Below are 24,850 nucleotides of genomic sequence, written 5' to 3'. Positions count from 1 at the left end.
TTCAGTAACCGCGCAACAATCAGGCCAGCTTGACCGTCTCGGTCTTGACGTCCTTGCCGAGCGCCTCGAACACCTTGGCGACGATGCCCTTGGCGTCCAGGCCGGCGCGGCCGTACATCGCCGCCGGCGTATCATGGTCGAGGAACACATCGGGCAGCACCATCGTGCGGAACCGCACCGCGCCGCTGTCGAGCACGCCCTGGTCCGTCAGGAACTGCGCGACATGCGAGCCGAAACCGCCGACCGAGCCTTCCTCGATCGTGATCAGGATCTCATGCTCGCGGGCGAGTTTGAGCACCAGGTCGGTATCCAGCGGCTTCATGAAGCGCGCATCGGCGATCGTGGTGGAGAGGCCGTGCGCGGCGAGCTCGTCCGCTGCCTTCTCGCATTCGGCAAGACGGGTGCCGAAGGAGAGCAGGGCGATCTTGCTGCCCTGGCGAACGACGCGGCCCTTGCCGATCTCGAGGGGAATGCCGACCTCGGGCATCTCGACGCCGCGGCCCTCGCCGCGCGGATAGCGCAACGCGCTCGGACGGTCGTTGATCGCGACCTGGGTCGCGACCATGTGCACCATTTCGGCTTCGTCGGAGGCCGCCATGATCACCATGTTGGGCAGACAGCCGAGATAGGCGTTGTCGAACGAGCCCGCATGCGTCGCGCCATCGGCGCCGACGAGGCCGGCGCGGTCGATGGCGAAGCGCACGGGCAGGCTCTGGATCGCGACGTCATGCACGACCTGGTCGTAGCCGCGCTGCAGGAAGGTCGAGTAGATCGCGCAGAACGGCTTGTAGCCTTCGGTGGCGAGGCCGGCCGCGAACGTCACAGCGTGCTGCTCGGCGATGCCGACGTCGAAGGTCCTGTTGGGGAACGCCTTGTTGAAGATGTCGACGCCTGTGCCCGACGGCATTGCCGCGGTAATGGCGACGATTTTGTCGTCCTTCTGGGCTTCCTTGACGAGGCTCTGGCCGAACACGTTCTGGTAGGCTGGCGCGTTCGGCTTGGCCTTGGCCTGAGTGCCGGTCGCGACGTCGAACTTGACGACCGCATGGTACTTGTCGGCGGAGGCTTCCGCCGGGCCGTAGCCCTTGCCCTTCTGGGTCACGACGTGGACCAGGATCGGGCCTGTCTCCATGTCGCGGACGTTCTTCAGAACGGGCAGCAGATGGTCGAGGTTATGCCCGTCGATCGGGCCGACATAATAGAAGCCGAGCTCCTCGAACAGCGTGCCGCCGTCCATCATGAAGCCGCGCGAATATTCCTCGACGCGATTGGCACGGTTGGCGATGATCTTGGGCAGGCGCTTGTTGATCTGCTTGGCCGCCTCGCGCAGTGTGCGGTAGGTCTTGCCGGAGTAGAGTCGCGACAGATACGCACTCATCGCGCCGACCGGCGGAGCGATCGACATGTCGTTGTCGTTGAGGATGACGATCAGGCGGGAGTTCATCGCGCCCGCATTGTTCATCGCCTCATAGGCCATGCCCGCCGACATCGAGCCGTCGCCGATCACGGCGATCACGTTGTTCTTGCCGCCGGAGAGGTCGCGCGCGACGGCCATGCCGAGGCCGGCCGAGATCGAGGTCGAGGAGTGCGCGGCGCCGAACGGATCGTAGTCGCTCTCGCTGCGCTTGGTGAAGCCGGAGAGGCCGCCGCCGGTGCGCAAGGTGCGGATGCGGTCGCGCCGCCCGGTCAGGATCTTGTGCGGATAGGCCTGGTGGCCGACGTCCCAGATCAGCCGGTCGCGCGGCGTATCGAAGATGTAATGGATCGCGGTGGTGAGCTCGACCACGCCGAGGCCCGCGCCGAAGTGACCGCCGGTCACGGAAACGGCGTCGATGGTCTCCTGCCGCAGTTCGTCGGCGACCTGGCGAACCTGCTCGATCTTGAGCTTGCGCAGGTCATCCGGCGTCCGGATGGTGTCGAGAAGCGGCGTCTTGCTGTATGCGTTCACGGCGATTTCCAATTTTAAGGGCCGGACGACCGTCCGGCACGAGATGGGTATGCACAATATTGGCGCAGCGCGAGCTCTGACTGTCGGAGCCACCTGCGCGGGGCGAAGCCCCTTCTTCAAGCTTAAGTGAGCCTAAGTGCGCTCCGGTTCAGTCTCTGTGATCTCTATCACTCAGCTCGGCGTCACCCGTCCCAACCAATTTCTTTAGCGATTTGAAGCGCTTACCGCCAGCAACACTTGCTCACGAAAGGCTCGCAAATAGCCATAGTCCGGGCTCCTTTACACCAAAGCGGCCGTCAAAGCCAACCCGCAGACCCGTGGACAGGGTATGCGCCTGCAAGCCTCGGGCCGATTTGGTTAACCCCGGCTCCGGGCCGGAGGTTCCAATTTGCTGAGTTCCTCGGCGGAAATTTGACCGTGGGGACGGGAATTTTCGAGCTCCAGCCGCCGCCAGGCAAACTCGCGGGCCGAAGCGTCCCCGATCGCAATGCCGAGCGCCGCGTCCGGCATGGCCATCCGTTCTCGCAAGGGAACCGGGCCGCAGACGATCATGAAGAAGTCGTAGGCATGCGGCCGCTCGTTGGCCATCACGAACTGGAAATGCACGCGGAAGAATTGCCAGCGGAACAATTTGTAGTGCTCGGGCGCGATGATCTCGCGGAAGCGCACCGGCACGATGGCGGCGGGATTGCATCGCTCCGCACCGACGTCGATCCCGTGGCCAGCGATCGGATCGAACTGGAAGAAGTTCATCACGTCCTTGCGGGCCTGGCAGTCGATCCACTCGATCGAGGGGTCGACCGCAAGCTCGCGCAAGCGGTCACGGAAATCCTGCGCCGCCGCGTGATAGCCGACGACCGGACAATTGCCGCCAACGGTGAGCAGCATGACGCGGGCGCCGCGTCGCCCGAGCGCGGGATCAAGCTTGAGCGCGCGCGCCAGGATCTCGATGGCGAGGAACGAGCCCGAGGAGTGGCCTACCAGCACGATCTCCTCTGCACGCGTGGTGCGCGCGACCTTGCACAGATGCTCCGCGAAGCGATCGATGCGCCGGTCCCATTCCGGCTGGCGGCGATGGGCGAATTCCCAGGTCCAGATATGGTCGCGCAGGAGGTAGAGCACATATGTCTTCTCCTCCGTGTATTTCAGCGTGGTGCCGAGCAACGCCACGAACAGTGCGGCGGCTGCGAGCAGGCTGAACGGGTCGGGGACACCGAACGCATCCAGCCCTTTTCGGAACAGCCATGCGACGCCGGCCGCGCACAAAGCCTCCGCGAGCAGCACCAGATAGGGATAGCTGACGAAGGTTGCGAATCGCCAGTTCGCCTTGGCGAAGCGTGCAATCGTGCCGCCGAACACGAGCTGGCAGTAGACCCAGAGCGCCGCGAACACGGTCTTGCGGATCGGTTGGGCGAGATCGCGCTTGATGAAATCCTCGAAGCGCAGGAAATCGTAGTCCGTGCGGGTCTGCCAGTCTTCCGCGCGGGTCTCGATGCTCCAGGACGCGATCTCGCCTTCGCTCAGATCCTGCGGCCGGCTGATCGTGGTCTTGAGCTGGTAGAGCCGGTCGAACTTGCGCAGCTCGGTGCGGAACATGCGATAGTATCGCGCGAGCCCGCGCGGATCGTAGCCCTGCACATAGATGATATGGCGGTTCTGAACGCGCACTGATCCTGTGATCCCGCAAGCCGGCCTTGGGCCCCGACAGGAGCCCAGCCTCTCTCCCCCGATTGATGCGCTTTTTTCGACGTAATCCGTCGATGTTCGTCCGGACCGTTGGTCCGGTCCGCATTGTCTGTCCCGGGACTATAGCAGTCCGTGGGACAGGCCAAGAGCTAATTGCATCCTGGCTGCGCGGCCTTCGGGCGCATTCCCTGAACGTTCTGAATGGCTTGGGGTATCGGGGGAAGGGCTATTGCACGTCGAGGGGCGCGGTGCCGCTCGCCTGGCCGCTGGCGTCCGTGGTGATCTTGTCGACGCGGGCTTCCGCCTGGCGCAAGAGTTCCTCGCAGCGGCGCTTCAAGGCCTCGCCGCGCTCATAGATCGCTACCGATTCTTCCAGCGGCACCTTGCCCTCCTCGAGCCGCTTCACGATCGTTTCGAGTTCCTCGATCGCGCGCTCAAAGGTCAGCCTGGTGACGTCGACTTGGGTATTTTCGGCCATATCAGTTTCCGATTGCCCGCCCTTCGCTAGGTTACGAAGCAATATTTTGCGGGCGCAATGTGGCGGGTGTCGTCAGGCACCCATCAGGGCGCCGACATGCGCCGTAACAGATTCTTTCAGTCCTTGCAGGTCATAGCCTCCCTCGAGCACCGAAACAACGCGGCCGCCTGCGGTCTTGTCGGCGAGGTCCATCAGCTTCCGCGTAACCCACGCATAGTCCTCACCGCGCAGGTTCAGCGAGGCCAGCGGATCGCGGTAATGCGCGTCGAACCCGGCGGAGATGATGAGGAGCTCGGGGCTGAACTTCGTCAGCTGCGGCAGAATGAGATTCTCGAAGGCGTCGCGGAATTCAGGGCCGCCGTCCTCGGAGGCGAGCGGTGCGTTGACGATGGTGTCGTGGTCGCCGCGCTCGGAGCGCGCGCCCGTGCCTGGAAACAGCGGCATCTGATGAGTCGAGCAATACATCACGGTCGGATCCGACCAGAAGATGTCCTGCGTGCCATTGCCATGGTGCACGTCGAAATCGACGATGGCCGCGCGCTTGATGCCGTATTTGCGCTGCGCGTGGCGGGCAGCGATCGCGACATTGTCGAAGAAGCAGAAGCCCATCGGCTTGCCGATCTCGGCATGGTGTCCGGGCGGGCGCACCGCGACGAAGGCGTTGCGGTGCTCGCCCGCCATCACGGCCTCGGTCGCGGCGACCGCGCCGCCGACCCCGCGCATGACTGCTTCCCAGGTGCCTGGCGACATGGACGTGTCACCGTCGATATAGACTTGGCCGCTGGTCGGCGCGATGTGGCGCAGCTCGGTGACGTAATGCTCGTTGTGGCAGAGCGTGACGAGGTCGAGATTGCCCTCCGGCGCCTGGTCGCGCACCAGGAACTGGAAACGTTCGTGCGACAGCGCTTCCTCCACCGCGCGCAGGCGGTCCGGCCGCTCGGGATGACCCTGCGGCGTGACATGGTCGAGGCAGGCCTTGTGGGAAAGGAGAAGCGTGCTCATCAGTTCAGGCTCACTGGGAACGGGCTCTTGACGTCGCTTGGCGCATCCGGCGCCAAAAGGCAATGCAAAACGCAATGTAGGCGTTTGGCGGGGATTGGCAAAGGTGGTCCCGTTTTGGGCCGTTTGATCCGGATCAATTGATACGCAGAATGCGGGTCGGCGGCAGCGGGCCGATCGGGCCATGCGCCCTGAAGAAGGCAAACAGCGCATCGGCATCATAGCCGCCATATTGCGGCGAGGTGCCTTGCCTGGCGACCGTGAAGCCGTCGCCACCCACGGCGAGATAGTCGTTGAGGGTAACGCGGTAGCTCGATGCCGGATCGATCGGCTTGCCGTCGAGTGTCATCTTGTCGGCGATCACGCGCTCGCCGAACGGCTTTGAGGTGTCCCAGACATAGCTGAAGCCGTTCGATATCTGGAGGATCCGCGGCCGCTTCGGATCGAGCCATTGCTGCTCCAGCAGATCCTTGAGCTGGCCGCCCGTGAGCGTCAGGGTGACGAGGCGGTTGCGGAACGGCTGGCTCGCGAACACATCGCTATAGGATACCGCGCCGTTCTCCTTCGGCACGATGTCGGTGCGGATGCCGCCGGGATTGGTGAGCGCGATCACAGCGCCGCCGTCCTTCGCATCCTTCGTCGCCGCCAACTGCGCATCGGCGATGACGTCGCCGAGCGCGCTCTCGCCGGCCTCGTTCGGCCCGCGCGACAGGGTCTGCGTCACCGATCCCGCCGGACGGTTGGCGATGGGGGCCGCGAGTCTGTCGTAGGCCTCGATCAGCGCGGTCTGCTCGGGATCCTTCGCGAGCGAGGCGTTCGCGACGATCACGTTCTCGGCCTTCGCGCTGACGATGTCGCGCGTCGTGGAATCGAGCGTGATGTCGATCGCAGTCACCAGCGTGCCGTATTTGTCGCCGCTGGTGACGAGCCGGCCGTCGATGTTGCAGACATAGGCACGGTGGGTGTGGCCGCTGACGACGACGTCGACCGCGCGGTCGAATTTCTTCACGATGTCGACGATCGGGCCTGAGATGCCCGGGCATTCGTTGTAGTCGCCGGTCGGCTCGCCGCCTTCGTGGATCAGGACCACGATCGCCTCGATGCCGCGCGCCTTCAGTTGCGGGACGAGCGCGTTCACCGTCTCGGCCTCGTCGCGGAATTCGAGCCCGGCAATGCCGGCCGGCGAGACGATGCCGCCGGTGCCCTTGAGCGTCAGCCCGATGAAGGCGACGGGGATGCCGTCGAACTCCCTGATCTCGTACGGTGGCAGGATGGTCTTGCCGGTCGCGGTCTCGATGGTGGAGGCCGCCAGATAATGGAATTTGGCACCCGTGAAGGGATGCGGCCCCTGGCATCCGTCCTCCGGATGACAGCCGCCGTTCTGCATCCGGAGCAGCTCGGTCTTGCCCTCGTCGAACTCGTGATTGCCGACCGAGCTGATCGCGAGCCCCATCATCGACAGCGACTCGACCGACGGCTCGTCGTGAAACATCGCCGACAAAAACGGGCTCGCACCGATGAGATCTCCGGCCGCGACGAAGATCGTGTTCCTGCGGCCCTCGCGAAGCTGCTTGACCAGCGTCGCCATGTACTCGGCACCGCCCGCTGCGACCGTCACCTTTTTCGCCTTGTCCTCGGGATCGCCGATGCGGATGCCGCCGGGCGGCGGCCGGAGATTGCCGTGGAAGTCGTTGATCGCGAGGATGCGCAGTTCGACCGGCGCCGGGGTCTGGGCAGGAGAGGACGGGGCGCAACCGAGTGCAAAGGCGAGAGTGGCCGGGATCAGGCGAAGCAGGTGTCGCATGGAACAAGCCTAAACGTTCCGCGCGAAGATATCACGAAGCTTGTTGCCGCCGATGTCGGTGCACTTCCTGCCCCGATCGCGGGGGCGCGACGAGCTTCGCTCGCGCGCTGGGAGGGGTGGGGGGAGAGGAGTGCCGTAAAAAATGGATTTGCGGAAGCTCCTCACACGGAATTCAAGCTGCGCTTGAATTCCGACCTCTCTCCCTGCAAGCGCGGCAAGGTGAAGAGCTTAATGCTTCTTTCTTGCGAAAAATGCCCTGAACGCAGCGATCGCTTCCGGCGAGCGTATTCGTTCGCCGAAGAGATGGCTCTCCTGGTCGATGCGGCGCGTCAGTTCCTCCGGCGGCAGGCGCAGCAATTTGCGCGAGATCGCGACCGCATCTGCCGGCAGTCGGCAAATCTCGCGCCCCACCTTCTTGGCTTCAGCCTCGGTATGTCCGGGCGAGACCACGACATTGACGAAGCCCGCCGCTTGCGCCTCCTCTGCGTCGAAGGTCCGTCCCATCACCAGCATCGCGAATGCGCGCTGATAACCCATGGTGCGCGGCATCAAGAGGGTGGATGCGCCCTCCGGGATCAGTCCGAGCGGAACGAATGGCGTCCTGAAGGTCGCAGCCGTCGATGCGAGCACATAGTCGCAATGGAACAGCATGGTCGTGCCGATTCCGATCGCGACGCCGTCGACGGCGGCGATGATCGGCTTCACATTGTGGGCGAGCGAGTAGAGCAGCTTGATGGCATTGGAGGCTCTCGGCGTCTCCGGGCTCGCCGTGGCGTCGGCCAGGAACTCCTCGAGATCGTTGCCTGCGCTGAACGCGCCGGAGCCGCCGGTGACGATGAGGCAGCGGATGTCCGGGTTGTTTTGTGCGGTGTCGATCGCGTTGCCGATGTCGCGGTACATGGCTTGCGTGACCGCGTTCCTCTTGTCCGGCCGGCGCAGCGTGATCACCCGCATCGCGCCTTCCTGCGTCACAATGATCTGGCCGGTCATGCTTCCCAGTCCCCAATAGCGGCCCGTGGCACCCTTGCCGCCGGCCTGTCGTTTTGCCGTCAGCCTACATCATCTTGCGGTGCCGCCAAACCTGGAGGTGCCGTTTTCAACGGTGCGGCGGTGCATACCACCCCCGTTGCCGTTGCCGTCGCAGATGCGAGGCGGGCGATGCAACAAAAGGATACAATTATTTTATTGAATAACCGGTAGTTGTGGGGCAGGATCGGCCCCGTTTCGCTCTTGTGTGGCCGATTGCCGATCGATGATTGCCGCAACGATCGTTGACGAATCCTCGCGACATTATCGCGGCTGGCGGGTCGTCTTCGGCTGTTTCCTTATCGCCTTCTTCATGTTCGGCTTCGGCCTTTATGGTCAGGGCATTTATCTCGCAGAACTCCAGCGCGTTCACGGCTGGCCGAGCGCGCTGATCTCGACGGCCAGCACCTTCTCGTTCCTGCTCACCTCCGTTCTCGTCATCTTCACCGATGACATCCTGGTGCGGATCGGTCCGCGCGCGCTTTCGCTGTGCGGACTGTCGGCGCTCGGCGCCTCGACGATTCTGTTCGGATTGATGACGGCGCCTTGGGAGCTCTATCTCGCCTATGCCCTGATGTCGGTGGGCTGGACCGGCATGGGCACGGTCGTGATCGCGACGGTCCTCAATGCATGGTTCGACCGGCGCCGCGGGCTTGCGCTCAGTCTCGCGTTCAACGGCGCCACCTGCGGCGGGATCGTGCTGGCGCCGCTGCTGCTGGTCATGACGGGCCTCATCGGCTTCGCGCGCGCGATGCTGGCCGCAACGACGGTGATGGTCGTCGTGCTGGTGCCGGTGATCGTGTCCCTGATCGATCGGCCGAAAGGCGGAACGCAGGCGCTGCTCGCATCGTCCCAGGCGGCAGGCCAGGACACGCTTCCCGTGCCGCCACGAACGGCACTGCTCCGCGATCCCGGCTTCTGGACCATGGTGCTGCCGATCGCCATTGCGGTTCTCGCGCAAGTGGGATTCATCGTCCACCAGGTCCCGTTCCTCGAGCCGGTGATCGGGCGCTCGGCGGCCGGGTTCGCGCTCACCATCATGGCGAGCATGGCCGTCGTCGGCCGCCTGTCGCTCGGCCTGTTCGTGGACCGGATCGATCCGCGCCTGGCGAGCTCGGTGTCGATGGTGAGCCAGGCGCTGGCGCTTCTCGTGCTACTCCAATCGTCGCATCCGGCCGTGATGCTGGCGGCCTGCGCCGTTTACGGCTTCTCGATCGGGAACATGATCACGTTCCCGCCCCTGATCATCCAGCGCGAGATCGGCCGTGCCGCATTCGGTTCCGCCATGGGATTGGGCACGTCGATCAGCGGCATCATCAGCGCGTTCGGCCCCGGCCTCATCGGCTTCGTGCAAAGCCTGACCGGCGACTACACGGCAGCGCTGACGCTGTGCATGGTGCTGGATCTCGTGGCTGCGGCCGCGATTTTGGTGCGGCCTCGGAAGGTGCGGTAGTCAATGGCGATGCGGTGTGCGGCTGTGTCCTGCGTTACTCACCAGACTCTCACTGTCATCGCCCGCCTTGTGCGCGCTTGCGCACTGGGGCGGGCGATCCAGTATTCCAGAGGCTGTGCGAGGATACGAAGAAGCTGCGGCTTACTGGATTCCTCGCTTCGCGGGGAACGACAGCAGTGATGTGGACGCAGCCACCTATCCCAGAAGGACCGCGTCCGCCGCCGCGACCGACTCGGCGCTCTCCGTCACGGTGCGCTCCAGCGAGCTCGCCTGGACCGTAATGTTCTCGGCGAAGAAGCGGGCGAGCGAGACGTAGCGAGGCGCATCGGGGTTGCCGTCGCCTTTGGCCGCGAGCGCCTCGCTTGCCAGCATGCAGCCGCCGAGCGTCGCGCCGAACTGCTGGAGATAGGGCGTGGCGCCGGCGAGCGCATCGTTCGGGGCCTCGGTCAGCCGCTCCAGGAGCCACTTGCTGGTGCGCTTGAGTGCATCCAGCGCTTCGCGCAATTTGACGCCGGTGGTGCCGAAGGCGGGATCGTTGGAGGCTTCGACCTGCTTGATGATGCCGGAGAGCTCGCCGAGCAGTGCAAAGACCGCGCTGCCGCCGTTGGCCGCCAGCTTGCGCGTGACGAGGTCGATCGCCTGGATACCGTTGGTGCCTTCATAGATCGCGGTGATGCGCGCGTCGCGATAATGCTGGGCCGCGCCGGTCTCCTCGATGAAACCCATGCCGCCATGCACCTGGACGCCGAGATAGGCGACCTCGTTGCCGACGTCGGTCGAATAGGCCTTTGCGATCGGCGTAAGCAGCGCCGCGCGCGCAGCAGCCTCGACCCGCACGCCGGGATCCTTGGCGCGCGTCGAGACGTCGATTGCGACAGCCGTCGCATAGCAGATGGTGCGCGCGGCCGCGGTCTGTGCGCGCATCCGCATCAGCATGCGCTTGACGTCGGGATGCACGATGATGGCATCGGAGCCGTCGCCCTTCTTGCCGAGGGCGCGCCCCTGCTTGCGCTCCTGGGCGTAGGCGAGAGCCTGCTGATAGGCGCGATCGGCGACGCCGACGCCTTCGAGGCCGACGCCGAGGCGGGCCTGGTTCATCATCGTGAACATGCAGCGCATGCCCTGGTTCTCTTCACCGATCAGAAAGCCGATCGCGCCGCCATGATCGCCCATGGTCATGGTGCAGGTGGGGGAGGCGTGCATGCCGAGCTTGTGCTCGACGCCTGACGCATAGATGTCGTTGCGTGTGCCGAGCGAGCCGTTGGGGTTGACCATGAATTTCGGAACAAGAAACAGAGAAATTCCCTTGGTGCCCGCAGGGGCATCAGGCAGGCGCGCCAGGACGAAATGCACGATGTTGTCGGTCATGTCGTGCTCGCCATAGGTGATGAAGATCTTCGTCCCCTTGATGCGATAGGTGCCGTCGGCCTGCCGCTCGGCGCGGGTGCGCAGCGCGCCGACGTCGGAGCCGGCCTGGGGCTCGGTGAGTTGCATCGTGCCGGTCCATTCACCGGTGACGAGTTTTTCCAGATAGATCTGCTTCAACTCGTCGCTGCCATGCGCCTCCAGCGCCTCGATCGCGGAGGCCGTAAGCAGCGGGCAGAGACCAAAGGCGACATTGGAGGCGCTCCAGATCTCGGTGCAGACCGCATTGATCGCGATCGGCAGGCCCTGGCCGCCAAAGGCTTCGGGACCCGACACCGCGTTCCAGCCGCCATCCGTCCAGCGCTTGTAGGCATCGGGCCAGCCGGGCGCGGTCGTGACCTTGCCGTCGTCGAGCTTGATGCCGTTCTCGTCACCGACGCGGTTGAGCGGTGCCAGCACGTCGGTCGCGAACTTGCCGGCTTCCTCCAGCACGGCAGCAGCGATATCGGCGTCGAAATCGCCGTAATGGCCGGCCTCCACGGCAGCCTTGAGGCCCGCGCCGTGGTTGAGCGAAAGCAGCATGTCGTTGATCGGCGCGCGGTAGGTCATGGCGTACTCCCGAAAAACCTCGTTGGCGCCGTATTCCCACGAAACCGAGGAGGTCTCAATGGCCGGGAGGGCCAAGTTTCGTGACTCGGAGGCCACGCCATGCACGGGCAGGGCGCCCGACGCGCAAACTGCGCCCGGCGGTCAGTGAATTTACGTGCCGAGGCGGTTGAAATGGCCGCCTTCTCTCTATAGACCCAGCGGGGCAAACGGGAATCTGCGGTAGCCTGTGCTTTCCATCGTTCCCGTGAGAAGCGCCATTGGGGCGTAGCCAAGCGGTAAGGCAGCGGATTTTGATTCCGCCATTCGGAGGTTCGATCCCTCCCGCCCCAGCCAGTATTCCGTATCGAGGTGATGCTGCTGCGTCTGGATTAGGCCGGCCGCCTGCTTCTCGGTCTTGGTGCACCACTTGAGGGGGAGGCCGTCCCAGAGGGCGGATGCTCCTCATCGAACGGCCCCGGGCGCAGCCGAGCCATGATCCGTTCGTCGTCGGCTCACGGCTTGACGTAGGTCCAGCCCATCTCCTGCAACTCAATCACGCGCACGACGCCGGATTTCACGACCTCCGCCTGCCGTACTATCGGTATGTCCTTGTTCTCGGCCTTCTGCATTTTCTCCTGGGTGTTACCGCAGGCCTTGAACGATACCTCGGGTGTGCTCAGGGCCATCTCCTCGATGCGCGCCTTTACCGGCGAGGTGTCTTCGCGCAGCATGTTCAGGCCGGGCCCAAACGTGACCACCTCGATCTTCACCTTCTCTCCAGAGTCCTTGTAAAATTGAGCTACGTTCGTTGCGTTGTTGAGCGCGAGATTCATCGCAGCGGCGTCGTTGGTGTTCACCTGCAGGATCAGGTGATGTTCTTTCTTCTTCGTTGCAGTCGGATCGTCCATGCGGGCAAGCGCGGATCGCGTCCGCGTCGCCGTCGTTCGCTTTGCTATGTGGTGTCTCGCATGGCTCGCCTTATGCACGACGGCTTGCCCGTCTGATGGCATCCAGTAGTTCCCCCCTTGCTCCGCGGCCGCAAACGAGGCGGACACCAGAACGGCCATCGCTCCCATCACGACCGGCTTTGCAATATGATGAAACTTGATCATTATGTGTCTCCATCCAAGAAAATCATTTTGCACATCATCAATGGTTCGGTGTCGCGATGGCCAGCGGCCATTTGCACGCGGCGGCCATCTTCGCGCGCGCCGTGTCTATCCCGGCGAGGGAGAATGTTCCGTCACGGGCAACTCCGCCCCGAGGCGAGAGGACGACGGTAAGGTCCCCGCTATCCGGAAGCGACTGCAGCAAGCGAACAGCGTCCCCGCCGAACGCCACGCCTGGACCGGATGCCGGCACAGCGGCTGCGACCTGCACCGCCGGACGATCATTCACGCGATAGGAAATTGCATCATCACCGTCTTTGCGGGAGATGCCGGGGCCCGCGAGCACCAGCTCCGTTCGGCCGGCGCGACAGCGAATTGACAACTGCATCGTGGACTCCGCGGTCCCGTTGCGTGACAATGCCGTAGCGGTTGCGATCGGTGAATAGTCTACGGGCGAAGTCGTCTGGCTGACGACCCAGTCGTCTTCCTGTGCCGGGCGACGCTGTGGCGCGATGGTGCGCGTCAATTTGTCCAGACACCCGAGGCGCTCCGCGGTTTCCTTCTGAAGGCAGGACCCGAGTTGCGCTGTCGGATCCTGGGCCAAAGCGATACCGCCGGTAGCTCCGAGCGCGACAAGCAAGATCGCGGCGCCTTTCATTGCGATGCACGTGTTGTGCGGAGCTGACGATCCAGCCACGCCTGCGCCGCAGGGACGCGCGTGAGACCCGGAACAGTCGCAGCGAGGTTGATGGATTTCCACTTTGAATCGAACCCGGGCGCCTGCAATTTATCGATCCGGGAGAACAAGTAGTCGATGAAGCGCGCGACGCGCTCGGAGCGGTTCGTCTTGGCCGGCCAATTGAAGGCGACCAGAGTGGTCGGCACGGCGATCGTCGAAATCCGTTCGCCCTGCTTGATGAGGTTGGGATAGTCGGACCCATCAAGGGTGGCCGGAAGATAATAGTCCTCGAACTTGCTATCGTACGGGACGGGCAGGAACTTGAAGCCTGTCTCCCAGCGGCCCCGCATGAAAGCATCGACCGGCTTCGACGTAATGAAGACGACGGCCGACATCTCGCCTTTGCGCATCTGCTCGAGCGCGACCTGATGCGGAATGAACGTCTTTTCCACCTCGATATTGAGGCGGCTGAAGATCAGAGGCCCGGTATAGGCCGCGGCCGTGCCCTGCGTATTGAAATTGACCTTCTTGCCGGCGAGATCGCTCAGGCTCTGAATCTCCGGTCGAACGAAGACATGCAGCTCGGACGGGAACAGATTCAGGACGTACGCAATACGTTGCTGGATGTCCGGCACCTGGCTCTTGTATTCCTCGAGCGCGTCGGAATTGATGATCGCGGCATCAATGCCGCGCAGATAGAGCAGGGAGTTCAGGTTTTCCGTGGCCCCGCGAGTGACAACCGGCAGAACGTGCAGGTTATCCCCATCGTCGACCACTCGGGCGATCTCTGCCGCCAGGCGGATCGGCGCGCCCTCGAGCAGACCTCCGGCCAGTCCGATCGTCCAGGCGTTCATGGAGGTAACCTGAGGCCTCGGCTGTGGCGGCTCAGGCCGTGCGAGGCGAACCTTGTGAGGCTTATCTTGCGGCCGCGCATCCGCCCCCGACTGAACAGCCAGGAGCAATGGTGCGAATGCCGCGAGCAAGAGCAGCCGACGCAATCTCATGAATCTTTTCATCGACGGACTCCCTTATGTACGCTGCAGCCGTGCCTGCGCCTTCGATACTTCTGGCGCATCCTCTTTTCGGAAGAGCGCCACACATGTTTCGCGCCGACGAGGCCCTTGGATCCGGGGGCAGGGATGCTATCGACGCAGTGCCTCGAAGCGTGCCTTCGCTTCCTTAACTCCTCCAGCTTCGGCCCGCGCATAGAGATCCCGCGCTTTGGTGAGATCGCCTTGCGTTCCATGTGTTCCCAAATTCGGAAGGATCAGGGGATCGTAGGTTTCCGCAAGCGCGAAGCTTGCTTGCGCGCTGCCCATCTCGGCGGCGCGCTCCAGCACGATCCGCGCCGCGCCGATGTTTCCCTGTTCAAGCAGTGCGCTCGCGCGCGCAATCAATCTCGCCGCTTGCCCTCCTTCGTTGGGGCTGGTCTGGGCGTCGCTCGGGCTGCGCGCCGCTATGGCTCGGTCTTGAGCTGGCTGACCTTGAGCTGGCTGGCCTTGAGTTGGCTGGCCTTGGGGTGGCTGGCCTTGGGCTGGCTGGTTCTGGATTGGCCGTGTCCGCGCCGCGAGCGGCTCCTCGCGCACGACCCGGCCAGTGGTAGCCAGTTGAGACGCAGCGGGAGGATCTCTCGCCGTGAGCGCCCCGTTATCCTGACGCGCCGATGCGAGATCCTTTTCCAGTCGCTCGGCGCGCTCGCGCTCGCGCTGCAACAAGCCGCGCAGCTCGGCCGAGTCTCGCTCTCCGGTCTGCCTCATCCGAATGACTTCATCGCTCGCCTTGGAGGCTCGCTGGGTCTCGGCCTCGAGATCGCGGCTGGTCTTTGCGAGATCCCGGGCCAGTTGCTCAACCCGTTCACGATCGCGCTGCTGCGATTGCTTCAAGTCGGCGGCGTTGCTGGCCTCAGCCTTCTTGAGCTGTGCCGCTTCCTCGCTGGCTTTGGCTGCTTGAGCTTCGTACGCGTAGATCTTGCTACGCGCCATGGAGAGATCCTGCGTCAGCGCATCGGCTCTCTCGCGTTCCTTCTGGATCGATCGGCTTTGTTCCGCGGCGCCAGCTTTGGCTGCTTGCGTCAACCTGGCGACCTCGTCGCCGGCCTTTGTCGCCAGCGCGGTCTGCGCATCGATATCTCGTCGCGCGGTCGCAAGCGCCTGCTCCAGCTGGCCGGTCCGATCCCGCTCCTGCTGCAGCGATTTCTGCAGCTCCGCTGCGCCGCTCTCTTCCGCTTTCGGCAGGGGCGCTTCCTCGCTGGCTTTCACCAACCGCGCCGTCTGCGCCTCGTATGCATAAATAGCGCTTCGCGTCAGGGCGAGATCCTGCGCAAGCGTTTCGGCCCTTTCGCGCTCCTTCTGCATCGATTGCCTCAAGTCGGCGACGCTGGCCTCTGCCGCCCGACTTCGCTGCGAAGCTTCCTCGTTTGCCTTTGCGGCCAGTGCAGCCTGGGACTCGACGTTTTGCCGCGCGGCCGCGAGATCCTGCTCCAACCGCGCTGACCGCTCGCGTTCCTCTTGCGCGGCCTTCCGCAGCTCCGCAGCGCTACTCTCCCGCGCTTGTTTCAGCCGTGATGCTTCCTCACCTGCTTTCGTCGCCAGCGCGGTCTGGGTTTCGACATCGCGCCGGGCGGCTGCGAGATCCTGGACCAGCTGCGTCGTTCGCTCGCGCTCCTCTTGCAGGGCCTTCTGCATCTCCGCGGCGCCGCTCTCCCCCGTCTGTTTCAGCCGTGACGCTTCCTCGCCTGCTTTCGTCGCCAGCGCAGTCTGGGTTTCGACATCGCGCCGGGCGGCTGCGAGATCCTGGGCCAGCTGCGTCGTTCGCTCGCGCTCTTGCTGCAGGGCCTTCTGCAGCTCCGCGTCGCTGCTCTCTCCTGCCTGTTTCAGCCGGGACGCCTCGTCACCTGCTTTCGTTGCCAGCGCAGCCTGGGTTTCGACATCGCGCCGCGCGGCTGCGAGATCCTGCTCCAGTCCCATCGACCGCTCGCGCTCTTTCTGCAGTGATGCCTGCAGCTCAGACGCGCCACTCTCGCCGGCCTGATTCAGCCGGGAAGCTTCCTTCAGTCGGGACGCTTCCTCCACGGCCTTCGCTGTCAACGCCTTTTGGGTTTCGAGCTCGCGCCGCGCAGCGTCAAGGTCCTGCACCAGCCACTCGGCCCGATCGTGCTCCTGCTCGAGATGTTGCAGCAACCCTATGTCGCGTCTTGCAAGGGCAAGGTCGCAAGACAGTGACTCTGCCCAATTGCGTTGCTGTTCCGGAGGTTGCTGGATGGCTCCCGCGTCGCTAGTCGTCGCTTGCGCAATCCGTATCGATCCGTCGCTGCGCCCCGGCCGTACTGGCAACGTCTCGAATTCGTCAGAAGCGAGATTGCGGGCAGTCGTCGCCGCTTTCGCGTCGGCGAGGAGCCACGCCTGATCCGCCGAAGCCTTCGTCTCCGACACCCACGTCACAGCGAGCATGAGCGCTGCCATCGGCAGGGGGGCATATCGTCCCCGGGCGACAGAGATCTTCACTTCCCCGTTGAGTGTGACCTTGCGACCCATCTGCAATCACCTGTCGCGTGGCAATACGATTTCCTTTGAATACGTCATTATGCCCTCCATCTTCACGCGAAGCATATAGCTCGCATGGAGGACCCTCCCCACCACTTTGGGGTTAGGCTACGGATTGTGTCCGATCATCTAAGCCGTGAATCGATCGAAGTTCCCTCCCGTGCATTTCGCGATTTGAACCAAGCCAATGAACGAATGCGGGTTCTCCGTCTTCGCCAATGAGACGGTCTCGGCGGGCTGGAGCCTGGAGCCGTCCATTGCCGAACCACGAACGAGAACCGCAAGCGCGCTTGGCTGCAACTCCAGTCAACCGCGCTGGCAATCTCGCCTTTGCTGCTTGAAGAACGGCAGCAGCTTCTCGAAGATCTCGTCCCGATGCCGGTCGATTTCCCGACTGAGGGCGTCACTAAAGCCGGGTGCATGGGTATGGATCGTTTTTCGGTCTGCTGAGACGTTCGTCAGCGTTCCGTCGACCTCCACCCAGCCACTTAGGGCTTTGCCATCCCATTCAATGGTCTGCGTGCGACTAATCGACAAGCTGGCCTCCGACTAGCGCCTTCCGGGATTGCTGTTGCATTGCTCTCAATTCCCGAGGAAAGCAGAAGCCATTATTGCCAAGAAACCGCGCTTGAGAACAACTGCTATCGATGGGTACTCCGCGTGCGGGTCAGCCTGTACCAAACGCTATTGGAAATCATATGCCGGGCGTCCAATGATGCTTTGCACCTAGTGGGCCGTGCGCCGACCTCGAGCAAGCGCGTCAGCTGGCAGCGCGCGGAGGCGCTGCAGGAGGGCCATATCCGGCTCGGCGTCCGATCCCTTTGGAGTACTCTCCTTTTGTCCACGCAGATCAGGAATTCTGCACACGTGCGTCGGGCTGAGATGGTAACTTTGACTTTGTGTTCCGCCGCTTTGGGTAGGGCATGAATCTGGTCGAAGGGGTCTCCGCAGCAGGACTTCGGGATTGCCCCAGAGCAATCGGCGCCGCTACCTGGATCAATGCCACTCTCGTACGAACACGCCCTGCTTCAGTCCCGCAGGCTCTCTGCGTGGAAACTGGTAGGTCGATCTGACGGCTGGGAGCGCTCAAGCCGACCGTGGAGGAAACACGCTCTTGAAATCGAATCCCAGAAGTGAAGAGCCCCGGGCTATCAATCGAGAGGGTTTAGTGTTTACCACCGCTCTTCTTCGGCTCGTGGCGTGGCTGCTCGCTGCCGCTGTCACTTTCGCAACGCTTGGGCCCGCCGACGCTCGGCCTCATCCCATTCTCGGACAGAAAGGCGATCACGCGCTCGCCTTTCTCCTGGTCGGATTTGTGTTCGGCCTTGCCTATCCGCAGCGGCGCGGACCCGTCTCAGCGATCGCCGTTGCCCTGATCGGCCTGCTGGAGATTATGCAGCTATGGGTGCCGGGACGGCACGCGAGGTTAGAGGATTTTATGGTCGATGCGTTCTCGGCCTGCATTGGCTTCGCGCTGTCCGCCGCGGCCGACCGGATGATGGCGCAATCTGGCGATCCTGACCCGTTGACACGCGAACGTCCTTGATAAGCAAGCTGATCCAGCTCGCCCAAGGCTTCTGGCAAGTTGCATGTCCCGCGGCTCGATACCCTTTTCTAAAACGCGGTTGGCGGCAACGGCGCACGTCAGCCGCTACGAGGTCAGGCGTTGCTGCCGGCGTCGACCGTCAGCACGGTGCCGGTGATGCTCTTGCAACTTTCGCCGCAGAGATGGTTGATCATACGAGCCACGTCCTCGGCCTCCGGCAGGCGGGCAACGCGCTAAGGCCGGCGATCTCCGTCGGCGCCATTCAGGCCTGCTGCGGAGCGCTGGATCTGGGACGTCCTTGAAGCCAAGGTACGCAAATTGTCTACGCAAATTGTCGGCGCAGCTGACCGGAAGAGAACGAGCGACGTTCAATCCGGCCTAGTGCATCGGTGCGCGGGCGCTCCGTCGCCGCTTGGGTCGCTGCTGCGGATCGCCAAATTTGAGCTCGGCGACCAGCCGCCAGAGCTGAACCTCATGACCATCGGCCAGCCGCCCGGCCCGCTCGGTCGCGGACGCGTCGTCAGGGCAGTGAAGGTTGACCACGCCCCCCAGTTGGCCGTGTTCATCCAGAACGAATGCACGATAATGTGGCATCGAAAATCCCCACGCGAATGCATCTTACCTGCAGCCTCGCTCCAGCGGCGTGGAGATTTTGGGTCATTACGAGCTACCTCTGATGGGGCGGTATGATGCCGCAGCTGCCCTCCGCGAACCCGCTGATGCGATCGGACTCTTCGGCGCCTGTTCGAATATTCTGCCGTGCACGCTCAACCAAGACGACGGAATGGCGCGGACCGCTCCCGGACTTTCGGAAGTTCGCGACCTTGGTAGCCGTCGGGGTTCTGCGATTGCCAGCGCCAATGGTCCACACACATCTGCTGCAGTGATCGGGTCGATTGCCAACCCAACGCCTCCATCGCAAAGGTCGGGTCGGCATAGCAGACCGCGACATCGCCGGCCCGGCGTTCCCTCATTTCATAGGGGATCGACCGCCCGCTCGCCGCTTCAAATGTGCGAACGACATCCAGAACGCTGGTGCCGTTGCCCGTTCCAAGATTGACCGTGAGCACACCGGGCTGTCTAAGATGGCGCAAGGCACTCAAATGCCCGGATGCGAGATCGACCACATGAATGAAGTCGCGGACTCCGGTGCCATCAGGCGTGTCATAGTCGTTTCCCCAGATCTGCAGCTTCTCCCGCCGTCCAATCGCCACCTGCGCCACAAACGGGAGCAGGTTGCTGGGAACGCCCAGTGGGTCTTCTCCGACGAGCCCGCTTTCGTGCGCGCCGACCGGATTGAAGTAGCGCAGACTGGCGACGCGCCAATCGTCATCGGACCTACAGAGATCGCGTAGCATCTCTTCGATAACTAGCTTTGTGCGGCCGTACGGATTGGTCGCAGAAAGGGGATGCTTCTCATCGAGCGGCAGGTACTTCGGTATCCCGTAAACCGTCGCGGACGAGCTGAAGACAAGCTTCTTTACGTTCGCCCTCCTCATGGCCGATACGAGCCGCATCGTTCCCAGGACGTTGTTGTCGTAATATCTCATGGGCTGACCGTTGGAATCGCCGACGGCCTTGAGCCCTGCAAGGTGGATGACCGCAGTTACTTCGTACCTGCGAAGTACGTCGTAGATTACCGCTTCGTTCCGGATATCGGCATACCGAAAGACGAGCGAACGCCCACAGATGGATTGCACCCGATCGAGCGAGGCCTGGTTGCTGTTGCAGAGATTGTCGACGACGACGACGTCGAGCCCGGCGTCCAGCAATGCGATACAGACGTGGGACCCGATGTAGCCAGCACCTCCGGTCACCAAGATCATCTCGGACGCCTTCCGCTTTCGCTCAATCGGCCTCCGCGCAACGCGGCCTGCCTTGGCGTCGTAATCTTCCGTTCCGGAATTACAGCCGCCCTCATCATCTTTGCCCGACGCGCACCGCATCGCTTGTGGCCGCATCGGTCCGGCCTGTCCCTGATGGAATGTCCGCACTGCTTAACCGACGGGGAGGGACGGCAGGACCATCCTGGTATTGCAGGCTGACCTCGACGGCGTCACCCGGCAGCAGCTCGGTATCTTCGCTTGCGATGATCCGTTCCTGCCCCTTTTCACCCTTCCTGATGATGGCGATTTCCGCGCGGTTGCCTGCTCCTCGTACGAGTTGTGATCGAACCATCGCAGTGTACTGAAGCTTCTCGCCGACGCTCTGCAGCTTCTCGCGAATTTGATTGAGCTTTACGCTGGTATCTTGCAGCTCACGGAGCAGGTCGAGCCTCCGCTGGTCATCCAGCTTTGCCAGCTTCCTGACGAACTCGTCCTGCTGCTTCTTGACCTGCAGCAGTTGCGCCGAGGTTTGCAGCTTCCGGGTCGATGACAGGAGCACCGCGCGACGCGCATCCGTAACGCGGGGGCTGATCAGGGATCCCTTGCTGAAGAGCTCGGTTGTTTTCTGCAGGTCGTCAACATCTGCCTGAAGACCCTCATCGTCCTTCTTCTGCTGCTCCGACAGCACACGAACCTCGTCGTCTGCTTGCCGAATGCCGCGCTGAAGGTAGGTTTTTTCCTGCTGATAATCACTCTGTTTGGTCTTCAGATATTCCGTCTCGGCATTAACGATCTCCGAAATCGCCGATCGAGCCAAGGGCGCGTCCATCAGAGCGCCTGGACTGATCTGTGTTCCCTCTCCAAGTTCGGTCTTGATGCGCCACATCCGCGCCTGTTCTTTGGCCAGCTCCGTCCAAAGCGAACCATACTCGCTTCTCAGGTCCGCCGACTCGAGATACGGGTTGTTCATTCTGATGCGCATGATGTCGTAGCCGCCTGCCACGGCGACGAGCTGGCGCGCGGTGATGGACGGACGGTAAGGGTACTCACCCGGTTTCGATACATCCCCATTTACGTATATGGGGCGGTATTCCGCGATGACCGTGGTGACCTCGTTTGCGTCGATCACGACAACCGTCTCACGGCCGTCCGGCGTCCTCGGTCGAAATACCTTGCTCGCCAGTGCAGTGCCGATTTTGGCTCGGATCTGTGGCAAGGGCAGGCCGGCAACCGGAAGCGTTCCGACCAGCGGCAACGAAACGTTCCCGTCCATTTGGACGGCAACACGCTGCCGCAACTCCGGCACGCCCGCCACCGCAACCTCCAGCACGTCTCCAACATTTACCAGATATTCGGCCTTTGCTTGAGTGATCGAAATTGTCAGACCGACAGCCAATAAGCCCCATTTGATGCAACGCCCCAGATGGCTGCCAGCGACGTCGATATGGAAGCTATTGCGCAGTCTGTAGTTCGGCATGGCGGCAATTCCCTGTACGAACGTGGTCACCGAGGTGAAGTTCTTTCAAATCTGTTTGCGGAAGGCGGCACGCCAACGTCGCAACCGACGGAGTAACCGTCCAGACTGGCGATCCGAAAAACGAGTTGCTGTTCTCTCATTGTCGCCGAACCGCTCGGTGCCTTCTTCCGCTCTGTTCGGCGGATCGGTGCTCTATTGATGAATCCCCGTCGAACCCATTGGGTCGGGTACTTCGATTGCCGTCCGAATCTAATCGCGCGCAGTCGCGGCTCAATCGACCATCGTAGTTACCTACTTATTGCCTGTCCCATCCAGCCATTGGCAGTTTCCCTCCGGTGACGCCTAATTGGCGAGTGACCGAGTGGGCGACCGCCATGAGTTGTGCGTCCTTCACCGATGGAAGGTGATGACGGGATGGTGACGACCGTCCGGCCGAGATGGGGCAGTGAATTCTCAGTCAGCGATCTCACGGCCCAGCGGCGGTATCGCCGGGGCATTGGCGTGCGTCGGGCTGACGTAGTCGCTAAAGCGGGAGCCGACGGGGTAATCCGTAAGGGTCTGCAACTCGGGCGAATTTTACCATGGGACATAGGCCCGCATGTGCGACAATGTGCCATACCGCGCCAGAGATTACGATTGGGGGCGACCATGGCTAGTCTGTCGGATCTGCCGGTAGCAATCATTGGGGCGGGGCCTTATGGCCTCTCCGTCGCAGCGCATTTGCGCTCTCGTGCCGTGCCGTTTCGGATCTTCGGTACGCCGATGCATCGGTGGCGAGAGCAAATGCCGATCGGCATGTTTCTGAAATCTGAAGAGCACGCCTCCAGTCTGGCCGATCCGTCCGGGCACTACACGCTCCAACAATTCTGCGCAGAAGCGGGATTGTCTCACGCGACGTCTCCCATTCCGCTGGACACCTTCACCAGATACGCACTGTCATTTCAGCAGCGTCTCGTTCCCATGGTGGAGGATGTCTTGGTGACGACGCTCATCAGGAGACAGGACGGGTTTGACCTGAGACTGGCGGATGGGGAAAGAATCAGGGCGAAAAGCGTTGTTATCGCGACCGGCCTGTCACATGCCGAGTATGTTCCGCAAGAGCTGGCGCAGTTGCCCGGAGAGTTGCAATCACACAGTAGCGCCCATCGCGATCTGAGCAACTTCAAGGGGCGCGACGTCATTGTCGTCGGAGCTGGACAGTCAGCTCTCGAGACTGCAGCTCTGTTGAACGAGGCCCAGGCAAAGGTGAGCCTGCTCGTACGCGGGTCTTCGATTAACTGGAATCAGATCGCCTCACCTGGCCCGCGATCGCTCTGGCAACGAATGCGGCGGCCAGACTCGGCACTGGGAGCCGGGCTTCAAACGTGGTTCTGCGCAAATGCTCCGTTTCTGTTTTACCACCTCCCTCAAAGGACGCGTCTCGATACGGTGCGGGGCGGCAGGCGGCGCGAAGCGTTGCTGGGTCCTGCCGGCGCGTGGTGGCTTCGCGAGCGGGTTCTCGGCCGTGTCCCGACCATGTTGGGCCAATCCGTGTTGGGTGCGACGACGAGTGGCGGGAAGGCAGTACTTCGCGTCAATGGGCAGGATGGAAGATCACGCGATCTCGCCGCCGATCATATCATCGCTGCGACGGGCTATCGATTTGTCGCCCAATCGCTGCCGTTCGTCGATGCGTCATTGTTGCGCGATCTGCGCTGCGTCCAGCGAGCTCCGCTGCTGTCGACCAGCTTCGAATCGTCAATCCCGGGCCTCTATTTCACCGGGCTCGCGAGCGCCTACAATTTCGGACCGCTGATGCGCTTCCTGTGTGGATGTCAGTACACGGCCGAACGCATCTGCCGCAGTATCAGCGAAAGGCAGGCGCCATCCCGTTCGACCTTGGCGACGCTGATTTCCGAGCATAACGCGAACACCTCATAAGACGCCGCTCATGACCGCTCCTGCCCCCGTGCTCATCCTGAAGACCGGGAGCTATGCTATTCACCATGGGCAGCTTGGCATCATCCGAAGCCTGGGAAGGCTAGGCATACCCGTATACACGGTTGCCGAGGATCATCTGACCCCGGCGGGGGGGTCGAGATACCTGGCGGGGAGTTTTGTCTGGCACGCGGGTGATTTGCCAAGACCGCAGTTGCTTGAAGCTTTGCTGGACATCGGCAGAAAGCTCAACCAGCCTGCAGTTCTCATTCCCACCGATGATCTGGCTGCCATCTTGGTCGCCGAAGAGGCTGCGACGCTGCGCCATTGGTTCGTATTTCCCCATGTTGCAGCCGGCTTGCCGCGGAGTCTCGCGGACAAGCAGATGCTGCATGCGCTCTGCCGTCAAATAGACGTGCCCTGTCCGAACACGCGGTGCCCCACGTCGATCTCGGATGTGCACGAATTTACGGCATCCGCGAGGTTCCCGATTGTTGTCAAACCGATAGCGGGATGGCTCCCTCCGAAGCTGAGGGTATCGATTGTTCACTCGGAACAGGAACTCGTCGATGTCTGGCATCGGGCAGGGCGCTCGCAGAATCCGAACCTGCTGCTTCAAGAATACATTCCTCCGGGAGCCGACTGGTTCTTCCACGGCTACTGCAATAGCGGGTCGGATTGCCTGGCGGGCTTTACGGGAATGAAACTGCGTTCCTTTCCGCCCCACGCTGGAATGACGACATTGGGCAGATCTATGACCAATGACGTTCTGCTCCGTCACGCCGAGACTTTGCTCAAGGGGATATCCTATGTGGGCTTGATGGATCTGGACTTCCGTTTCGACGAGCGAGACCAAAAGTACAAGCTTTTGGACTTCAATCCGCGCATCGGCGCCCAGTTTCGCGTGTTCGTGGACGACAATGGCCTCGACGTCGCTAGGGCGCTGTACGGTGACCTTACCGGTCAGACCGTGCGGCGCTCGGCGCAGGTCGATGGACGCGTTTTCGTTGTGGAACCGGAGGATCTCCGTGCGAGCGTGAACTATGTTAGGCGAAGCGAACTGTCGGCCTATGCCTGGTTGTATTCATTCAAAGGTCGCAGGGAGTTCGCCTGGTTCAGCTGGGATGACCCACTGCCTTTCATGATGGTGTGGCCTCGTATTGCGATCCGGGGCTTCAAGAAAATGCTCCGGATCAGGTCGCTAAAGTCCAGCGCCACTCGTCGGTCGAATAGCACGGCGCGCAGGCGCAGACCGGGACAGGTAATGCCGATTGCGGGGTCCCGTGCGCTGTCTCGCGTGATGTCGATCATGGGTCCACTATGGCAATATCTGATACGGCCGTGGTCGGATTGACGAATGCCGCGCACAAGCTTGCCGCCGATGGCAGCCTTTTAGTCGCTTGGCAT

General features: G+C 62.6%; 19 protein-coding genes and 1 tRNA gene. 5 read left to right on the top strand and 15 right to left on the bottom strand.

Translation table 11 applies throughout. From position 1 onward, the window contains the following. Positions 1-19 precede the first annotated feature (19 nt). The 6 genes from dxs to ACV1FX_RS13705 form a co-directional block, all read right to left on the bottom strand. Positions 20-1,948 carry a 1-deoxy-D-xylulose-5-phosphate synthase gene (gene dxs / locus ACV1FX_RS13730; protein ID WP_473118086.1) on the bottom strand — a complete coding sequence of 643 codons (1,929 nt, stop codon included), beginning with the start codon at positions 1,946-1,948 and terminating at the stop codon, positions 20-22. A gap of 357 nt (positions 1,949-2,305) precedes the next feature. Beyond that, a complete protein-coding gene (locus tag ACV1FX_RS13725; RefSeq protein WP_473118085.1) occupies positions 2,306-3,616 on the bottom strand; it encodes a hypothetical protein in 1,311 nt (436 codons plus the stop codon). A gap of 244 nt (positions 3,617-3,860) precedes the next feature. After that, entirely contained in the window at positions 3,861-4,112 is a 252-nt protein-coding gene (locus ACV1FX_RS13720; RefSeq protein ID WP_473118084.1) for an exodeoxyribonuclease VII small subunit, read from the bottom strand. Between the two features lie 72 nt (positions 4,113-4,184). Continuing rightward, entirely contained in the window at positions 4,185-5,114 is a 930-nt protein-coding gene (locus tag ACV1FX_RS13715) for a histone deacetylase family protein (protein ID WP_027526546.1), read from the bottom strand. A 133-nt stretch (positions 5,115-5,247) separates the two neighbouring features. Then, positions 5,248-6,915 (bottom strand): bifunctional metallophosphatase/5'-nucleotidase, encoded by a 1,668-nt coding sequence (locus ACV1FX_RS13710; RefSeq protein ID WP_473118083.1) that lies wholly within the window; start codon positions 6,913-6,915, stop codon positions 5,248-5,250. Between the two features lie 228 nt (positions 6,916-7,143). Next, positions 7,144-7,905 (bottom strand): enoyl-CoA hydratase-related protein, encoded by a 762-nt coding sequence (locus tag ACV1FX_RS13705; RefSeq protein ID WP_473118082.1) that lies wholly within the window; start codon positions 7,903-7,905, stop codon positions 7,144-7,146. 262 nt (positions 7,906-8,167) lie between these two features. On the opposite strand from ACV1FX_RS13705, the gene ACV1FX_RS13700 reads away from it, so the two are divergent. Further along, a complete protein-coding gene (locus tag ACV1FX_RS13700) occupies positions 8,168-9,394 on the top strand; it encodes an MFS transporter (protein WP_473118081.1) in 1,227 nt (408 codons plus the stop codon). Positions 9,395-9,589: 195 nt separating this feature from the next. Here ACV1FX_RS13700 and ACV1FX_RS13695 read toward each other — a convergent pair whose 3' ends face one another. Further along, positions 9,590-11,368 (bottom strand): acyl-CoA dehydrogenase, encoded by a 1,779-nt coding sequence (locus tag ACV1FX_RS13695; protein WP_473118080.1) that lies wholly within the window; start codon positions 11,366-11,368, stop codon positions 9,590-9,592. A gap of 258 nt (positions 11,369-11,626) precedes the next feature. Between ACV1FX_RS13695 and ACV1FX_RS13690 the strand changes: the two genes are divergently transcribed. Beyond that, positions 11,627-11,701: transfer RNA gene (locus ACV1FX_RS13690), tRNA-Gln, on the top strand. Between the two features lie 158 nt (positions 11,702-11,859). Here the strand turns inward: ACV1FX_RS13690 and ACV1FX_RS13685 are convergent. The 5 genes from ACV1FX_RS13685 to ACV1FX_RS13665 all read right to left on the bottom strand — a co-directional run bounded on the left by ACV1FX_RS13685 (position 11,860) and on the right by ACV1FX_RS13665 (position 17,214). Continuing rightward, on the bottom strand, positions 11,860-12,459 hold the full coding sequence (locus ACV1FX_RS13685; protein ID WP_473118079.1) for a DsrE family protein: 600 nt from the start codon (positions 12,457-12,459) through the stop codon (positions 11,860-11,862). A 37-nt stretch (positions 12,460-12,496) separates the two neighbouring features. Then, entirely contained in the window at positions 12,497-13,114 is a 618-nt protein-coding gene (locus ACV1FX_RS13680) for a hypothetical protein (RefSeq protein WP_473118078.1), read from the bottom strand. Further along, positions 13,111-14,151 (bottom strand): TAXI family TRAP transporter solute-binding subunit, encoded by a 1,041-nt coding sequence (locus ACV1FX_RS13675; RefSeq protein ID WP_473118077.1) that lies wholly within the window; start codon positions 14,149-14,151, stop codon positions 13,111-13,113. Before ACV1FX_RS13675 ends, ACV1FX_RS13680 begins: the two co-directional genes overlap by 4 nt. Positions 14,152-14,277: 126 nt before the next feature. After that, positions 14,278-16,668 carry a hypothetical protein gene (locus ACV1FX_RS13670; RefSeq protein ID WP_473118076.1) on the bottom strand — a complete coding sequence of 797 codons (2,391 nt, stop codon included), beginning with the start codon at positions 16,666-16,668 and terminating at the stop codon, positions 14,278-14,280. A 315-nt stretch (positions 16,669-16,983) separates the two neighbouring features. Next, positions 16,984-17,214, bottom strand: a complete 231-nt coding sequence (locus tag ACV1FX_RS13665) for a hypothetical protein (RefSeq protein WP_473118075.1) — start codon at positions 17,212-17,214, stop codon at positions 16,984-16,986. A 631-nt stretch (positions 17,215-17,845) separates the two neighbouring features. Here ACV1FX_RS13665 and ACV1FX_RS13660 point away from each other — a divergent pair. Beyond that, entirely contained in the window at positions 17,846-18,223 is a 378-nt protein-coding gene (locus ACV1FX_RS13660; RefSeq protein WP_473118195.1) for a VanZ family protein, read from the top strand. Positions 18,224-18,601: 378 nt separating this feature from the next. Here ACV1FX_RS13660 and ACV1FX_RS13655 read toward each other — a convergent pair whose 3' ends face one another. The 3 genes from ACV1FX_RS13655 to ACV1FX_RS13645 form a co-directional block, all read right to left on the bottom strand. After that, the gene (locus ACV1FX_RS13655) at positions 18,602-18,817 is read right to left on the bottom strand and encodes a hypothetical protein (protein ID WP_473118074.1); all 216 of its coding nucleotides are present in this window, start codon (positions 18,815-18,817) and stop codon (positions 18,602-18,604) included. A gap of 173 nt (positions 18,818-18,990) precedes the next feature. Further along, complete coding sequence (galE, locus tag ACV1FX_RS13650) at positions 18,991-20,049, bottom strand: UDP-glucose 4-epimerase GalE (RefSeq protein ID WP_473118073.1); 1,059 nt, start codon at positions 20,047-20,049, stop codon at positions 18,991-18,993. A gap of 94 nt (positions 20,050-20,143) precedes the next feature. Next, positions 20,144-21,526: a polysaccharide biosynthesis/export family protein gene (locus tag ACV1FX_RS13645; RefSeq protein ID WP_473118072.1), complete on the bottom strand. Its 1,383-nt coding sequence runs from the start codon at positions 21,524-21,526 to the stop codon at positions 20,144-20,146. Positions 21,527-22,174: 648 nt separating this feature from the next. On the opposite strand from ACV1FX_RS13645, the gene ACV1FX_RS13640 reads away from it, so the two are divergent. Then, the gene (locus tag ACV1FX_RS13640) at positions 22,175-23,446 is read left to right on the top strand and encodes an NAD(P)-binding domain-containing protein (protein ID WP_473118071.1); all 1,272 of its coding nucleotides are present in this window, start codon (positions 22,175-22,177) and stop codon (positions 23,444-23,446) included. A gap of 10 nt (positions 23,447-23,456) precedes the next feature. Beyond that, entirely contained in the window at positions 23,457-24,797 is a 1,341-nt protein-coding gene (locus ACV1FX_RS13635; protein ID WP_473118070.1) for a carboxylate--amine ligase, read from the top strand. The last annotated feature ends 53 nt before the right edge of the window (positions 24,798-24,850 follow it).

This window comes from Bradyrhizobium ingae (assembly GCF_055791185.1).
The sequence above is the reverse complement of the archived record's forward strand: the minus strand, read 5'-3'. Positions and strand labels throughout refer to the sequence as shown.